The 15,733-nt window shown below is 52.6% G+C and carries 15 protein-coding genes and 3 pseudogenes; 7 read left to right on the forward strand and 11 right to left on the reverse strand.

Features of this window, described 5'->3' with window-relative positions; genetic code table 11:
- Position 1: 1 nt before the first annotated feature.
- The 5 genes and pseudogenes from ACXKZD_RS22275 to ACXKZD_RS22295 all read right to left on the reverse strand — a co-directional run.
- Positions 2–856 (reverse strand): DUF2817 domain-containing protein, encoded by an 855-nt coding sequence (locus ACXKZD_RS22275; RefSeq protein WP_244638581.1) that lies wholly within the window; start codon positions 854–856, stop codon positions 2–4.
- Between the two features lie 841 nt (positions 857–1,697).
- Positions 1,698–2,207, reverse strand: a complete 510-nt coding sequence (locus tag ACXKZD_RS22280) for a hypothetical protein (RefSeq protein ID WP_033760404.1) — start codon at positions 2,205–2,207, stop codon at positions 1,698–1,700.
- Positions 2,204–2,563 (reverse strand): tlde1 domain-containing protein, encoded by a 360-nt coding sequence (locus ACXKZD_RS22285; RefSeq protein ID WP_072014617.1) that lies wholly within the window; start codon positions 2,561–2,563, stop codon positions 2,204–2,206. The genes ACXKZD_RS22280 and ACXKZD_RS22285 overlap by 4 nt, the downstream gene beginning before the upstream one ends.
- 16 nt (positions 2,564–2,579) lie before the next feature.
- Positions 2,580–3,068 (reverse strand): type VI secretion system tube protein TssD, encoded by a 489-nt coding sequence (gene tssD, locus ACXKZD_RS22290; RefSeq protein ID WP_033760401.1) that lies wholly within the window; start codon positions 3,066–3,068, stop codon positions 2,580–2,582.
- Between the two features lie 204 nt (positions 3,069–3,272).
- A pseudogene (locus ACXKZD_RS22295) lies at positions 3,273–3,473 on the reverse strand (recombinase family protein); the annotation flags it as partial.
- Here ACXKZD_RS22295 and ACXKZD_RS22300 point away from each other — a divergent pair.
- A pseudogene (locus tag ACXKZD_RS22300) lies at positions 3,466–3,603 on the forward strand (DUF4158 domain-containing protein); the annotation flags it as partial. The pseudogenes ACXKZD_RS22295 and ACXKZD_RS22300 sit on opposite strands and share 8 nt — an antisense overlap.
- A gap of 29 nt (positions 3,604–3,632) precedes the next feature.
- On the opposite strand, the pseudogene ACXKZD_RS22305 reads toward ACXKZD_RS22300, so the two are convergent.
- The 3 genes and pseudogenes from ACXKZD_RS22305 to ACXKZD_RS22315 all read right to left on the reverse strand — a co-directional run.
- Positions 3,633–3,827: pseudogene (locus ACXKZD_RS22305) on the reverse strand (type II toxin-antitoxin system RelE/ParE family toxin); the annotation flags it as partial.
- Entirely contained in the window at positions 3,827–4,087 is a 261-nt protein-coding gene (locus ACXKZD_RS22310) for a type II toxin-antitoxin system ParD family antitoxin (protein WP_010670343.1), read from the reverse strand. The gene ACXKZD_RS22310 and the pseudogene ACXKZD_RS22305, both read right to left, overlap by 1 nt.
- A gap of 272 nt (positions 4,088–4,359) precedes the next feature.
- A complete protein-coding gene (locus tag ACXKZD_RS22315; protein ID WP_033760398.1) occupies positions 4,360–5,568 on the reverse strand; it encodes an aldose 1-epimerase family protein in 1,209 nt (402 codons plus the stop codon).
- A 366-nt stretch (positions 5,569–5,934) separates the two neighbouring features.
- Here ACXKZD_RS22315 and ACXKZD_RS22320 point away from each other — a divergent pair, with 366 nt between their 5' ends.
- The 4 genes from ACXKZD_RS22320 (at position 5,935) to ACXKZD_RS22335 (ending at position 9,012) form a co-directional block, all read left to right on the forward strand.
- The gene (locus ACXKZD_RS22320) at positions 5,935–6,492 is read left to right on the forward strand and encodes a peroxiredoxin (protein WP_010247149.1); all 558 of its coding nucleotides are present in this window, start codon (positions 5,935–5,937) and stop codon (positions 6,490–6,492) included.
- 24 nt (positions 6,493–6,516) lie between these two features.
- Positions 6,517–7,758, forward strand: a complete 1,242-nt coding sequence (locus ACXKZD_RS22325) for a protein-disulfide reductase DsbD family protein (RefSeq protein ID WP_061902190.1) — start codon at positions 6,517–6,519, stop codon at positions 7,756–7,758.
- 71 nt (positions 7,759–7,829) lie between these two features.
- Positions 7,830–8,384 (forward strand): sigma-70 family RNA polymerase sigma factor, encoded by a 555-nt coding sequence (locus ACXKZD_RS22330; RefSeq protein ID WP_022624309.1) that lies wholly within the window; start codon positions 7,830–7,832, stop codon positions 8,382–8,384.
- Complete coding sequence (locus tag ACXKZD_RS22335; protein ID WP_010247152.1) at positions 8,371–9,012, forward strand: NrsF family protein; 642 nt, start codon at positions 8,371–8,373, stop codon at positions 9,010–9,012. Before ACXKZD_RS22330 ends, ACXKZD_RS22335 begins: the two co-directional genes overlap by 14 nt.
- Before the next feature lie 82 nt (positions 9,013–9,094).
- On the opposite strand, the gene ACXKZD_RS22340 is transcribed toward ACXKZD_RS22335, so the two are convergent.
- Complete coding sequence (locus ACXKZD_RS22340) at positions 9,095–10,246, reverse strand: MFS transporter (RefSeq protein WP_182505388.1); 1,152 nt, start codon at positions 10,244–10,246, stop codon at positions 9,095–9,097.
- Between the two features lie 120 nt (positions 10,247–10,366).
- Between ACXKZD_RS22340 and ACXKZD_RS22345 the strand changes: the two genes are divergently transcribed.
- A complete protein-coding gene (locus tag ACXKZD_RS22345; RefSeq protein WP_488982343.1) occupies positions 10,367–11,137 on the forward strand; it encodes a DeoR/GlpR family DNA-binding transcription regulator in 771 nt (256 codons plus the stop codon).
- Between the two features lie 156 nt (positions 11,138–11,293).
- Positions 11,294–11,704, forward strand: a complete 411-nt coding sequence (locus ACXKZD_RS22350) for a GFA family protein (protein ID WP_157353072.1) — start codon at positions 11,294–11,296, stop codon at positions 11,702–11,704.
- Between the two features lie 16 nt (positions 11,705–11,720).
- On the opposite strand, the gene ACXKZD_RS22355 is transcribed toward ACXKZD_RS22350, so the two are convergent.
- Positions 11,721–12,206 (reverse strand): helical membrane plugin domain-containing protein, encoded by a 486-nt coding sequence (locus ACXKZD_RS22355; protein WP_488982344.1) that lies wholly within the window; start codon positions 12,204–12,206, stop codon positions 11,721–11,723.
- A complete protein-coding gene (fdhF, locus tag ACXKZD_RS22360) occupies positions 12,206–15,178 on the reverse strand; it encodes a formate dehydrogenase subunit alpha (RefSeq protein WP_488982345.1) in 2,973 nt (990 codons plus the stop codon). Before fdhF ends, ACXKZD_RS22355 begins: the two co-directional genes overlap by 1 nt.
- Positions 15,179–15,733 lie beyond the last annotated feature (555 nt).

Consider the following 15,733-nt stretch of genomic DNA (forward strand, 5'->3'; position numbering starts at 1 on the left):
ATCATGGCGTGTCTGCAAGGGCACGCCAGCCGCGCAGAAAGATTTGCTGCGTGCGGAAAGCCACCAATGCACGCCAGTCCGCATCTTCTGGCCAGAACCCCTCGACCAGTTGCTGCTTTATCACATGGCCGCCCTCACTGGCAGGATCGCCATAGAGGTGCAGCCAGTGATCTTCACGCACCCGCTGATGCATATCCTGACCCTCGTAAGTCCCGCATTCCACCACCAGAGGCAAAATCCGGGTGTCAGCCAGCGACGTCAGCAGATAGTGCGACAGATAGCCGGTTGCCGTTGCTGTCACACCAGTTACGCTGTCACGTCCGGCGCCAGTAAATAATAAGGTCAGCCACTCACCGTAAATGACTTTGCCCCAGTCATGCGCCGGATAACGCTGCTCCGCAATAGAGAGCAGCATCGGATGCCCCCATGCGCCAGCCCCGGTATGAAGGTCAAAGCTGATGATGGTTTTCGCTACAGAGAGATGCTGGTCAACGATCGCCGCCATCGTAAGGTGTGACCAGCAGGGCTTCTCACCGCCGAAAAAAAAGCCGTCAGCAAAAGTATACTGTCCGGCTTCTGTGACACGTTTAACCGCCTGCCAGCCTGCGCCCTCGAGTGCGTCGGCCAGTTGCCGATCGGCGCTGGCACGGTCGCCATGATAAATACCGTGCCACTGTGCATAATCCGGGTTAGCAGGAGGTGGCTGACTGAAATCGATAAAGTTACGGTTCAGATCAATATTGTCTTCGTTCACGCGCCGTAAATGCGCCGCGCCCCATGGATTGAGCAGATGAATCAGCAACAGCGCGGTATCAGCGGGCAACGCTTTTTCATCCAGCGTCTCTGATGCTGGCAAGGTTTTGTGGCGACATCTGCACGAGACTTCATTGCCGCAGTGATAGAGGCTGTCGATTCGCAGTTTGTCAGGGCGCGACGGGTTGAGAGCAACAGCGTGCAGGCTGAACCGCGTTTCTTAAACCAGCGATGATCGCCGCTGTCTATCCTGAACCGATCGCCGTGAGAGATACAGTGGTGGTGAGGCGACGGCTTTATTGATCGTGAAAATTCATCACCAGAGGCCGTCATACTCATACAAGGGGCTTCAGCAGGTTGTCTGAAGCGCCCGGATAAGGTTAGATTAGAGCTTTAGCCTCTATGTTACCGCCTTGCCTTAAGTGCGCATAATCTATCTTATGTTAAATAACGTATCACACATGTACTCAGGTAGCCTAAGTAATCTCAATTCACCCTCCTTCGGATTTTCACTTCAGACACAGGAGGATGTATCGCAACTAATCTGCAAGATTATTTATTGGATGATTACTACGGACGGCACGCTCTGACGTGTACGGGAGCACCCTGCTCAGCGAGAGCTTCCCGACGCCTCCTGTTCAGAGCACAGCGTGATAATATCCCGCGAACCATGTAGCAACCTCTCTATACGGACTTGGGGTTTAACGGTCAATGATGTAAAAACCAAGTTAATGAAGTAACTGACTGATATATATAAATATGTACGGTTGGCTCTCGCCCCCCTCTGATCGGGGTTAGCTCTTCTCTCGTTCAGTCGTGGGAATAGGGGTTAAGAACTCCGGCAGGTGCGGCGTTGAAGCTGTTGCGCGTCATCGACGCGTAAACCTGAGTTTGTTCATAAACTACGTGAAGCGTAATACGAAAGCCCCTTTTGGGGCTTTTATTCAATCAAAAACGTATTTATCAACACCCCATTTCATTTTACCCTGTTTTTCTTCGTAGGTTATTTCCTCTACTGACGAATTCATTAAATCAAGACAGGACTTACCTTTACCACCAATTTTTTCAAGATTTAACCTGGCTTTTGAATAATATTTAAAAAATGACTCTCTATCATATTTGTTACTATCAATAACATAAGAACAAATAGAGTCAGTTCCGAACTTATCCCTTAAAAAAGAATGACCTTTTTCAGAAATATTTTTATCAATTACATTCAAAGCATCAAGTGTTTCAGGTGTGGATATGATAAGTGAATGAGAAAGCGCATTTCTTAAATCATTGCTTTTTTCGATGCTAATTTTTTCAGTTAATGATGGGACATCATTTAACGCTTTATGATCACCTCTACTAACACTATTAATAACAATATCTAAATTCAAAGGGTTCGTCGCCATAGCATGGCTGGCAAATGAAAATAATAATGCTAATGTAGCAGTATTAAAGCGCCTCATCTTACCACTTCCAGACGAGTATCATTTGAGTCAAGGATGCGTCTACGTGTTCCCGGCCCCATGATGATACAACCTTCAGAAGCCCACCCCGGAACACCATGAACTCTTTCACCGTGTATACGGAAAGCGCTTCTACCAAAAGTGTTACCGAATGTTTGAACAAGTATAATAGTCATTGGGCCTTTGGATCTCGATTGTCCTGAAATACGATAAGTTCCTTGAGGTAATGGTCCCAATCCTTTCACTTGTTGACGATCTGGATTATTTTTATTAGTCATGCGACCAGAATAACCCTTTTCAATAAAAGAACCATTATGAAAAAGTTCACCTGTACTTTGTTTATAAGTCCATGTCATAGCTAACTCCTTTTATTTACGCTGCTCTTTCTTTCCAGCTATCAGAGTGAATAATATTACCATCGGTGTAATGCCATGTGATTTTTTCATACCCTAAATCAACGCATTCAAGATGATTTTTGTTTTCACCGTAATTATCTTTAATATCATACATTAGAGATGTAATGGATTCGACTTTAACCTTTTCTAAAATAATAGAGAAATAGTGTTCTTCTTGACCAGAATTATTAATGCGGTAATATTTAAACTCTGCTAACTTTAGATTTTTACCAGTAGTTAATGCTTTATATAAATAAGTTGAAGAAGAGTCTATTTCTTTATCAAAACTAATTGGCTCATGAACTCTTGTTCCAGTAATTTTCCCAGTGTTATTATCAGTTGGTAGTTCTATCATATGACGCAAAGCAACAGTTTCAATGCTATGCTCACGACCAGAAACATCAACAGAACCTTTTATCAGATTTCCGGCATCATCATAGAGCCAAAGATAAACGGGTATAGCCATATAAAAACTCCTCTTAATTTAAATCCCATTAGTTATTATATGGGATAAGAGGATATGGTAAAGGAATTTGGTGCCCAACGGTATGTAACTGTACGCTAAGTGTGTTTTTTGAGCAGATCAGGCGAGTAAAGAAAACGAGGGTTTTGTTTACTCTTTCCGTTGATGCCAGTAGCCATTTTCAATATTTTCAGTTGTAAACCGTCGTGTTCGTTCCAGAATACGTTCCCGCTCGGCCTCTGCCACGGCGGCCAGAATCTGAATGACCATTTTCCTCATCGTTCCTTCCGTACTGAGGCCATTCTCCAGAAACCGGATGGCGATCCCTTTTTTATGGCAGGCGTCAACGATATGGATCATGTCAGCGGTATTGCGCCCGAGTCTATCCATTTTGGTACAAATGATGATGGGTTGTTATGCCGCCGAGCCAAATGAGGTTCAGCTGGCGAGGTATTTTCATCTTGATGAGCGCGATCTGGATTTTGTTAATCAGCGCCGGGGCAGACATAACCGCCTTGGAATTGCCCTTAAGCTCACTGATATGCTGATCCTGGACATCGCCCAGCACCCGTAAGTACAACTTCTGACGCTCTGTCCCAGTTCCGGTCTTTCTTTGTAGATAACCGGCGACTCGGCTATCAGCAAGCATTGCTGGTATAGTTCTTACGTAAAGCTCACCGCGCGCACCGGGTTATCCTGCGCGATATAATCACCGATGGCCTCCATATCCTGTTCTGCCAGAGGCGAAATACCCAGTTTCATTACGCTTTACCACCTTCGGCCTGCCGCCGATATTTTTGCGACAGGCGACCAAATACCTCTTCCGCGTTTTTGCTTTCGCCGCTGTTTATACCTGCGCTGACCGCTGTTTGCAGAGCATCAAGTTTCATCTGCTGCTCCCGTTCTTCCAGTGCCCTGAGGCCCGCACGGATCACTTCACTGGTGTTGTTATATCGCCCGCTTTCAATCTGTTCGCGGATGAACGCTTCGAAATAAGGACTGAGTGCTACGCTGGTTGGCATGATTCCTCTCCCGCTGAATTACTATCAGTTATTAACTGTTAGTATTTCAGAGTTACTCTTCTCTATCAACTTTCGGCTTAACACCCTTCCACAGGTTTGCCGGATGTTTACCTGCGTGTAACTTTGCGTTGACCAACCCCGCGACCTTATAGCATCGCCAGTATCCTGCGCAGATCTTTGCCTCTTTCCCGCATTTGTGTTGTCATCCCGTGACGGAACGCTGACCTGTAAACTAAAAACCCCAACAATTTAGCTGGGGTTATGATGGGTCGTTACTCTTTCGCTATCGGCGTCTCGCTTACATCAATCTTGGTGTCGCCCTGAATGCCCTTAATGCGTTTCTCAACGTCATTAACCTGCTCGCTGCTGTGCAGCAAGGTGTAAGTCAGATCAAATGCCGTACTGGCACCCGGTTGCAGCTGCTTCACGCGTTTTTGTTCACGTTCAATGGTGACCGGATAGGCATAACTGGTACCAGGTTCGATACCGGTCACGTAGCCCTGTTTCAGGGTGTCGGTATTTTTCCATAAGGTCAGCATCGGGAGCTGACGCGTATCGAACTGAATGGATGCGCCGCTGTTGCCCGCTTTATTTATCACCGCAGCGACGGTCTGATGATTGCTGTCTGAAAGTGGCTTGATGTTGAACACCATCTCATCGAAGTCTTTGGTCGGACCTTTATAGGTCTGCCACTCTTTTAACCCGGCTTTCGCGTAGTCATTGAACGGGCTGATGCCGGACATCGGCGCCAGGAAGCGTGCGCCCTCTTCCAGAATCGGTTTGCCGAAGTTGCTGTGATAAATGATCTGGTAATCGTGCGGATAGTCGGCGTGGTTGGTTAACACATCATGCAGGCTGAAACTGTTGCTGCCTGGCACATAACGCAGTTCGGTCATGGTCTGCAAATCAGCTTTCTTAAAGGTGCTCTCTTTAATCAGGCCGCGAATACGAATTTCGTGTGGTGCCGCATCTGCCACTTCAACTTCCAGCTGAGAAACCGGCGTATTCCCCGCTTTACCGTGCAGCGTATAGATTCGGCCTTCATCGGTGACCGGATGACCGGTCCATTCGTAGCCGCAACGCACCATCATCTCGTTGAAACCATCCAGCCAGCCCAGACCGTTGCGGCTCTCAAGATTGATGTAGGCAGGATTGACGACCTCTTTAACTGGTGAATCCCAGCCCATGCGGGTGCCAAAGCCTTCAACACGCAGTAAGTTCATGCCACGTGTCGGGCTTAGCGTAATCGTCAGGCCATCCTCACTGCGGATCGTCAGAATTTTACTGCCTTCCTGCTTGCCGCCATGCAGGACTTTCTGCTCGATGCTGAACGGTTTGCCCTGAAACTTCAGCTCACTGCTGGAAATCTTCCAGTTTCCTTGCTCAGTGCCCTGTTCAGCACTCGTCAGCACCCAGGTTTTCGCCGCTGCAGAGCCTGAAACCAGCACTGCCAGTACCGTTAACGCCAGTTTAATCTTCATAAGTCATCCCATTGGCTGAATCGTTTTTTCATTCCGTAAGGGAAATTTACTTAATGGGACTGAAGATAAACGTGATGATGCTCACCTGTTGAGAAAAGGCAGTGAGTTAGCCCTATTATTGTGGGCCAAATCACAGTGATTACGGCCAGAGAGGAATAACTACAGCGAACCAGGTGAAATTTGCTGACATTAGCTTTATACGATTCAGCTCAAAATGAGGGTTCTGATAAAGGACGGCTGGTGAAGCACCATAAAAAAAACACGAAAAAAATTCCTCAACCGCGCAACTTTTTCCATTTTTAAACGAACCTGTTATCAGGGACGTCAGACAACTCCGTCTGTTCGTCAATGGAGAGAGTAAAGCCAATGAAAAACACCCTGAAAAACCTGGCCGTCGCTACGCTGCTGGCACTGAGTGTTCCGGCAACATCTGCTTTTGCAGCGTTACAGGTCGGTGAAAAAGCGCCGGACTTTAAACTGGAAGCCGCGCTGGCCGGTAAATCGACCACCTTCTCATTGCAACAGGCGCTGCAGAAAGGCCCGGTTGTCCTCTACTTCTTCCCTGCTGCTTTCAGTGCAGGCTGTACGCTGGAAGCACACGATTTTGCTGAAGCGACCGATGAATTTAAAAAGCAGGGTGCGACCGTCATTGGCGTGACGGCGGGCAATACCGATCAGATTGCGAAATTCTCGCAGCTTGAATGCCGTGACAAATTTACCGTCGCAGCCGATCCCGGTGCCAAAGTGGCGGCAGAATATAAGAGCACTATGGAGATGAAAGGTCAGAAACTCTCAGACCGTACCTCTTACGTGATTGCGCCCGATGGCAAAATCCTGCTGAGCTTCACCGATAAAAATCCTGATACGCATATCCAGAAAGCGATGGATGCCGTTAAAAAATACCGCCAGGCCAATCCGGCATAACTTCATCTTCAGAGCAGGTACATCATGCTGACTGCGATTGCAGCCGCCTTCCTGGGCGGCATTATTCTGAACCTCATGCCCTGCGTGTTTCCGGTGATCTCGCTGAAAGCACTGAGCCTGATCCGCCATCACGAATCACCTTCCCACGCCAGAGCCGAAGGCCTGGCCTTTTTGCTGGGCGTAGTCGTGACGATGGTCGCTCTGACCGCGGTTCTGTTGCTGGCCAGGGCGGGCGGTGCCTCGGTGGGCTGGGGATTCCAGCTGCAATCGCCGCTGGTCATCGCCGCGCTGATTCTGGTGATGCTTGGGTCGGCACTGAACCTGCTCGGTCTGTTTGAAGTAGGATTATCAGTACAGCGGGTTGGCGAAGTGGGAGGCGATCGCGGTGGTTTAGTCGGTTCAGCTCTGACTGGCGCGCTGGCCATCATTGTCGCCACGCCCTGCAGCGCGCCCTTTATGGCCAGCGCGGTAGGCTATGCGCTTACCCAGCCTCCGCTAATCAGTCTGGTGATCTTTATTTCACTGGCGCTGGGCTTTGCTGCGCCCTTCACTCTCATCTCATTCTTCCCGGTGCTGGCGCGAATTTTGCCAAAACCGGGTGCCTGGATGATCACGTTAAAGCAGGGGCTGGCGTTTCCCATGCTGGGCGCGGTGGGCTGGCTGATCTGGGTACTTGAACGTCAGGCGGGATCGGCGGCGCTGGCTGCCATTCTGGCCTGCTGTTTACTGTTTAGTTTCGCCGCCTGGCTGTATGGCATGGCGCAGAAACGCCGTATGATGGGACAGCGTCATTGGGTGCTGCATGTGGCGACCGCATTCTTCCTGGCGCTGGTCGTGGCGCCGTTACTGAACCTGAACAGGTTTGCCGAGGCTCCGGCTGAAACAGCAACAGCCTCACAGGCTGCCGCCGCTGTGGCGTGGTCGCCTCAGAACGTTGATGCCATCAAAGGTCAGGGCAAGCCAATACTGGTGAACTTTACCGCATCATGGTGTATTACCTGCCAGGTTAACGATCGTACTTCACTTTCAACGCAGGCGGTAAAAGCGGCGATGGCGCGAACCAACACCATTTATATGGTCGCGGATTCCACCAAATATAATCCCGATGTTGAACAGGCGCTGAGCGATTTCGGACGCGGTGGATTACCGCTCTACGTGGTCTATCCGGCAGACGGCGGTAAACCTGAGGTACTGCCGCAGGTGCTGACGCCTGGCATTGTGATTTCAGCGCTGGATCAGGCAACAGAAAAAGGAAATAAATCCTGAGATTACTGATGAAACGATGGCCTGGCGCGTGGTCAGGGCGCGGCGACAGCGTGCTGAACTGCTGATGATCGATGCCAGAAACTGATCAACGCGCACAGCAGTGGCCAGCATTAATGGCCAGGGCGCAGGCGGGTGACAGAGCTGCCTATAACCAGTTACTGAAAGCGATGGTTCCGGCCATCCGGGCATTGGTATGCAAAAAAATACGTGATGAGGGACTGGTTGAGGATGTCATTCAGGAGACGCTGCTGGCGATTCATCGGGTGCGGCATACTTACGATCCGCAGCGTCCGATACTCCCCTGGGTTGCTGCCATCGCCTCTGCCCGGGCCATTGATGCGCTGCGCCATCGCGGCCGTCGCCAGGAAGTACAGGATGAGGAAGAGCTGCAACGACAACCCGCTGCAAGTGCAGAGTCCTCAGCCGATACGGATATCCTCTCCGGTTATCTGGATAACCTTCCGCAGCGCCAGCGGGAGATCGTCGAATCCGTGCATCTGCGTGAGCAGAGCCTGGCGCAGGCAGCAGCTGAAACCAATCAGTCGCTCTCTGCGGTTAAATCTCTGTTGCATCGCGCAATGGTCAACCTTCGTAAATATGGGCGGGGTCATCATGAGAAATCATGACCAGTTAATTAATCAGCTCAGCGCGTCTGCCCAGCCGGTGCAGCGCGTCTGGCCCACCGCCTGGCGCGTTGCGGGCTGGATTGCCCTTGCCCTGCCCTGTGGCGCGCTGACCAGCTGGGCATTTCACAGCCGTTTCACTGACTGGTCGCAGCCTGGCGCGTTTTTCGCGCTGGTTGCCCTGCTGCTGTCACTCATCATCGCGGGCAGCACGCTGGCGGCAGCCTTTACGCTGAGTATTGCAGGCAGAAAACCGATCAGCCTGCGCTGGCCGCTGCTGATGGCGATGATGTGGCTGGTTCTGAATCTGATCAATATGTCATCTTCAGCACCGCCATCGGGCGCGAACCGGTTGGGTGAAGGGATGCACTGCTATCTGTTTATGCTGTCGGCCAGTGTCCCGATGATGCTGATGTCCGTGTTCGCCCTGCAGCGCACCCGATCCCTCTATCCGGCGCGCAGTCTGGCGCTGAGCGGCTGCGGCAGTGCGTTTACCTCATCGATGCTGCTGTCGTTGTGCCACGATACCCATCTGCACGCCATCGATTTTTCTATGCATCTGGCTGCGGGCATCACCATCGTGGCGCTGACGGTGCTGGCAGGCCGCCGCTGGGTCAGGCTGGGAGAGTAATGGCACGCCGCTTCCGTTCCTCCTGAAGATGACTCCGCGCCCCGTTCAATGAAATTCTGTCAGGAGCGCGGACTGGGTAATTTTATGCATTCTCCCCCGCGCGGCTACGGCCCAGATCCAGGGTCAGAGAGACCGCACCGACAACCAGCATCAGCGCCATAATCAGTGAAAACGAGAAAGCGAGATGCGTGTAATGCGCCACGTAGCCAATCACGGCTGGCCCGCTCAGTACCCCCAGGTAACCCAGAGTAGTAATGGCAGGCACGGCGACCGCCTGCGGCATCACCGTCTGACGTCCGGCGGCGGAGAACATTACCGGCACGATATTGGCGCAGCCTGCGCCGATAAGGGTGTAGCCCAGCAACGCCAGCGGCCAGGAGGCGATAAAGGTCACCATTGCCATGCCAGCCGCGGCAACCAGTGCGCCGCCCAGCACAACCGGTAAACGTCCCAGCGATGAGATAATCCGGTCCCCGGTCAGACGCGCCACCGTCATCGCAATGGCAAAGCAGGTATAGCCCAGCCCACCCAGTGACGCCGGAATGGCCCGGACGTCGGTCAGATAGACAGCACTCCAGTCCAGCACGGTGCCTTCGGTCAGGAAGACGGCAAAGCAGATGATGCCGATAATCAGTACGCTGCCGCGCGGAACAGCAAATACCGGGCCTTCAGCGGGGTTCGCGTAGGTCAGTAAGCCCGGTGCGCTGACCAGCGTCATGATAATCACCGCCGCGACCGCCAGCAAACAGCCGGTCAGCACGCTAAAACCCATCGCCAGCAGCAGCGTCATAAAGCCCGCCCCGGCAATCCCGCCCACGCTGTACATGCCGTGAAAGCCTGACATGACTGGCTTTGCCGCCTGCTTCTCCACCAGAATCGCCTGGATGTTCATGGCGCAGTCGGTCACACCGATGCCGACGCCAAAAACCAGCAACGCCAGCGCCAGCAACAGCGGGTCGCTGAGCACCGACAGCCATGGCGTACTGATGATGACCAGCGCGACAGCGACCAGAATCACCCGGCGGCAGCCAAAGCGGCTGGTCAGCCAGCCCGTCACCGGCATCGCAATCAGCGCACCGACGCCAAGACAAAGCAGCAAGGTGCCGAGTTGCGCCTCATTAACGCCGGTATTCCCGCGGGCGAAAGGCACAATCACCGCCCAGGTCGCGGTTATAAATCCGGCTATAAAAAAGATGATGCGTGTTGCCAGCGTGGAAGAGACGTTATTAGCCATTGCATTCCTTTGAGGGATGTCGTGGAGAGCTGACAGGACTGAGAGATCGCTATTGACTCCCTGCCCGGCAGTGAACGATTATGCTCACTATAGCTCGATTGTGAATATTTTGAGGTTTATATGCTCGATTATGCAGCTTTCCCGCAGCAGCGACAAGCGCTGATTCGTGAGATATTGCAGGACAAAGGACGGGTGGTCTGCGCTGACCTTGCAAGGCAATTGGCCGTGTCAGAGCACACAATCCGCCGCGATCTCCATGAACTCAGTAAAGAGGGTTTATGTAAAAAGGTCTATGGCGGTGCGGTGTTACAGCTGCACGAAGCGGGCAGTTTTGTCAGTCGCAAATCTCACGATCACGCAGCAAAAGCCCTGATCGCGCAGCGCTGTGCCAGCCTGGTGAAAGCCAATAGCTGCATCTTTATTGATGCCGGTACAACCAATCTGGCGCTGGCACAGGCGCTATCACCAGATTTGAATATCACCGTCGTCACCAATGCACCCGATATTGCTGCGCTACTGATCAACCATCCTGCTGCGGAGGTGATTATGCTGGGCGGGCAGATACAGAAGAGCACCGGCGGCGCGGTCGGGCAAACCGCGATCAACCAGATCCAGGGGATTCTGTTTGATCAGGCGTTTATTGGCGGCTGTGCCATGAGTCCGGAGGCCGGTCTGACCGGTTTTAACTATGCGGATTGCGAATTCAAGAAAGTTGCCATGGCGCAAAGCAATCAGGTCATTGTCGGGCTGACAGCGGATAAAATCCCTGCCGTAGCGCGATTCAGCGTGGCGAAATGCCGTGAAATTTCAACGCTCGTCGTGGAAGAGAAGCTCGATAAAGAACTGCTTGAGGCGTTTGAAGCGGAAGAGATGACGCTTATTACTGTCTGATACGGGGTGATTAAATAAATCGTGTCGCAGACGAACCCGATGAACGCACCCTGCCCTGGCTGTGCTAATGGTCGACAAATCCGCACCCGATGCTGCCAAATCCCAGGCTTTGGCGTAGGCTGAAAGCTGGCTGGTTTCACTACACAGGAGATCACGATGCAAAATGAAATGACAGCACAATGCCACTGTGGCGCGGTGGCGTACCGGGTGACGCTGAAGGATGGATTTAATACGGTGCGCCGCTGCAACTGCTCGTTTTGCCGGATGCGCGGCGCGGTGGTGGTATTTGCGACAAAAGTGGAGCTGACCCGCGGTGAAGCGCAGCTCACAGAGTATCGTTTCAACAGCAAAGAGGTGGGCCACTACTTCTGTTCCGTTTGCGGCATTTACACCTTTCATCAGAGCCGCTCACAGCCCGATCAGTTCGGGGTGAATGTCGCCTGCCTTGAGGGGATTTCGCCGTTTGATTTCACCGATGTCCCGGTATCCGATGGTATCAATCATCCAAAAGATGGCGGCGCGGGCGGTGTAGCCGGTCATCTGATCTACACCCCCACGCAATCCTGAACGATCGCAGGCTGAACTACTCCCGTGTGGGCTTGCCACTGAAGCGGGTAATCGGCTTCTGCTCTTCACGGTCAATCTGTTGTGAGAAGACTTCAAGCGCCGCGAAGATGGGGCGAAGTCCGCGCCACAGATCCTCATCATTGAGTAACCGGATAATGCCGCGGATGCCCGGCGCGGCTTTATCCTGACGGGCCCCATCGCGCGCTGGTTTAACGGCCATCGCGGCATCGCGAACGGCCAACAGCAGATGATTAAACCGTTCTGGCGGCACGCTGCCCAGCGTCATCATCAGTAGCGAGAGATTCTGTAGCGCGTTCTGCGTACCCGGCTGATTAAGGCCTGAGACCAGGATTTTCCCCACCTCGCTATTTGATTTAACCAAGTCGTTCGCCAGCCGCAGAAAACCGTGCTGGTGAAGATTTTCGATTAGCTCATCCATCGCCTCCCGGGCGGTCGGCTCAGTGCGTGTTGGCGGGACCTGATATTTCATCCGTTCTGCCATTAGAATTTCTCCGGTTTTTCGACATGTTCAGGCGGTTCCCGATAGCCTGCCTGCTGCCATTTTTGCTCTATCGGCAGGTGATCCAGTGGCGTACGACTGCCGTGACGGAAATTGTGTAGTGGCACCGGATTAGGCTGAGACCGGCGATCGACACGCTTCATATTTACGGCAATCTCTTTATAAGCCGGTGTGTTGACGTCGGGATCGTGATGTTCGCCGGTCAGGGCGTTGACGCCATCTTTGCCATGATGAATCGGCATAAACAGCACGTTGCCTGCCACACGCTCAGTGATCACAACAGGCACATCCAGCGATCCGCGCCGCGAGGTAATGCGTACCCACTCTCCTTCGTTCAGCGCGCGCTCGGCGGCCAGCTCCGGTGAGATCTCAACAAAGGCATTAGGCGACAGCGACATCATGCGGCCACCCTGCCCGGTCTGATTTATCGACTGGAAATGCTCCAGCATCCGGCCATTATTCAGCAGCAGATTATACTGTGAATCCTCCTGCTCCGCGGGCGGTTGCCAGCTCAGCGGATAGAGTCGCGCTTTGCCATCCGGGAAATTAAATCGTTCTGTATAGAGAAGCGGCGTGCTTTCGCCTGCGGCGCTGACGGGCCAGAGCTGGGACTGCCAGCCGACCAGTTGCTCATAGCTGACACCCGCGAAAATCTCTGCGATGCCTGCCGCTTCCGCCATAATCGCGCCTGGGTTCGGGTAATGCCACGGATGACCGAGACGGGCGGCGAGATCGGTAAAGATCTCCCAGTCGGGCCGACAATCACCCAGCGGCTTCATAGCGGGTGAAAAGTGCTGTATCCGCCGCTCGGTGTTCACAAACGTACCCTCTTTCTCCACGCTGGGCGCACCGGGCAGCACCACATCGGCAAATTCGGCAGTGCGTGACATGAAAATGTCCTGTACCACCATAAATTCCAGCTTGCTGAAGGCGGAATGCACCGAAGTGGCATCGGCATCCGCAAACGCTGTCTCTTCACCGGTGATATACATCGCACGAATTTTGCCTTCACCGGCCTGCTGCACCATTTTAAAATTATCTGCACCAGGCTGATCGGAAAGCGCTTCAGGCGAGACGCCCCAGGCGCGCGCCCATTTTTCGCGCACCGCTGGGTCAGTGACTTTTTCATAGCCGGGATAGAGATTACTGAGGCAGCCAAAGTCGCTGGCGCCCTGTACGTTGTTGTGTCCGCGCATCGGATAACCGCCGGTGCCAGGCCGGCCATAGTTGCCGGTGACCAGCAGCAGGTTCGACAGCGCCGTACTGGTGTCTGCCCCGTGGCTGTGCTGGGTAATTCCCATCGCCCACAACACACAGGCGCTGCCCGCCTGGCCGATCATTTCCGCTGCTTCAATCAGTTCTGATTCACTCAGTCCACATGTCTCACTGGCAAAGGCCAGCGTAAAGGGAGCGAGTGAGGCGCGGTACTCATCAACCTGGTTGACCCGCTGGGCCAGAAAAGCCTCATCCGCATAACCGTGATCGAACATATATTTTGCCATCGCCGAGGCCCAGACCAGGTCAGTACCCGGTCGGATGCGCAGATAGCAGTCAGCACGTTCCGCCATTTCATGACGGCGCGGATCAACGACCAGAAGTTTCTGACCGCGATGTTTGTGGCTTTGTTTGATGTGAGAAGCAATGACCGGATGGTTCTCAGCAAGGTTGCTACCGACCAGCACAATCAAATCGGTCTGCTGCAGATCCTCAATCGTCCCGGCATCTCCGCCGTAGCCCACCGTGCGGAACAGCCCTTCTGTGGCCGGGTTCTGACAATAACGCGAGGAGTTATCAACGTTGTTGGTGCCGAAAATTAAACGGGCGATTTTTTGGGTCAGATAGGCTTCTTCATTGCTGGCCTTGCTGGAGCCGATAAAGCCAATCGCATCGCCTCCATAATTCTGAGCGATACCCTGTAATCCTTCGGCTACCCGCTGCAAAGCTTCATCCCAGCTGGCGGGCCGGAAACGACCATGCTCGCGGATCAACGGCGTAGTCAGGCGCTCCGGGCTGTTGACGAAGTCCCAGCCGAACTTACCTTTAACGCAGGTCGAGATGCCGTTGGCTGGGGCTTCGGCGACCGGCTGAACTTTCAGGATATGGCGGTCGCGGGTCCAGATCTCAAAGCTGCAGCCCACACCGCAATAGGTGCAGACGGTTTTGGTGCGTTTGATCTCAGACTGGCGCAGCGCCACATCGATTTTCGAAACGCCGGTAATCGGCTCCATGCCGATGCTGTTTTCAAGCGTTTTAACAAAGTCGATCAGCGGACGCTTCAGCCCTTCATCCATCGCAGTGAACGGACCCGCATCGGGCTGCATGGTTTTTTCGAGCAGCGCATTGCACGGGCAAACTGTGACGCAATGTCCGCAGCTGACGCAACTGGAACCGGCGATTTCCGTTCCGCCATCCCAGAGCACGCGAGGATGCGTCTGGGTGTAGTCAATCGACAGCGTCTCATTGACCTCGACATTCTGACACGCTTCGACACAGCGACCGCATAAGATGCACTGGTCAGGATCGTAGGTGTAAAACGGATTGGAATGATCTTTTGCGTAGGGCTTGGGCTCATGAGGATAGTACTGAATCGGAATGTGCATATCAGCCACGGCATTATGCAGCGTGCAGTCACCGGTATTGTGTTCACAGACGGTACAGTAAAGCTCATGACGATTGAGCAGCCGATCCATTCCCTCCTGCTGCGCGGCCTTAAGCGCACTGCCTTCACTCTGCACCTCCAGCCCCTCTTCAGTGCGGAGCGTGCAGCCGCGAACCCGCTCGCCGTTGGCATCTACCCAGCAGACATCACAACTTTGCAGTGGCGGCAACGCCGGGTGGTAACAGACATGAGGTAGTTTTTTCCCTTGAGCATCCAGAAAATCGATTAGCGGTTGATCAGCTAACCCTTTTAACCGTTCACCATTGTAGATAATGGTGCAGTAATTTTGACTCATATAAGCCTCATGACGACATTGCGACGAGCTACCGAATGGAATATCTCCCTCTATTTAAAGGGTTGCTTCACAAGCTTAGTGAGGATTAACAGCCACGCCATGAATACCGCTACGCTTATTAAGGTTACTCGCTGACAGGTAAGGCTTTTTTAAATGTAATGACTTCTTACCGGGTAAAAACGGGTCAGGTTTTACCCGGCTAATCGTCAGAATCTGGCACAGAGGCTTCGCGTTGATAAGCATTGGCCGCACAATTGTGAAGTTTGGGGTTAATAACCAAACACAATGTATGTTGTAACTATATAATCAACTAGCTTATTTCGCTATAAGACGCAGGGTAAAGATCGGCACGCTTATCAATCCGTCGTTTTGCCCTCAGGCAAATTAATTATCAGGACCGCCGCGAGTTGACAGACTACTCCCGAATTAATTACGTACCGCCACTAATTTATTCCAGTACATATCAGGCTGAAACGATTTAATCTGGATAACGGGTTTATGGATTATTTTAGCTATTAAACGGGACTATTCTCCTGCCCGTGAGTGAGCGAACAA

It is taken from the genome of Pantoea sp. ABR1s, assembly GCF_057812235.1.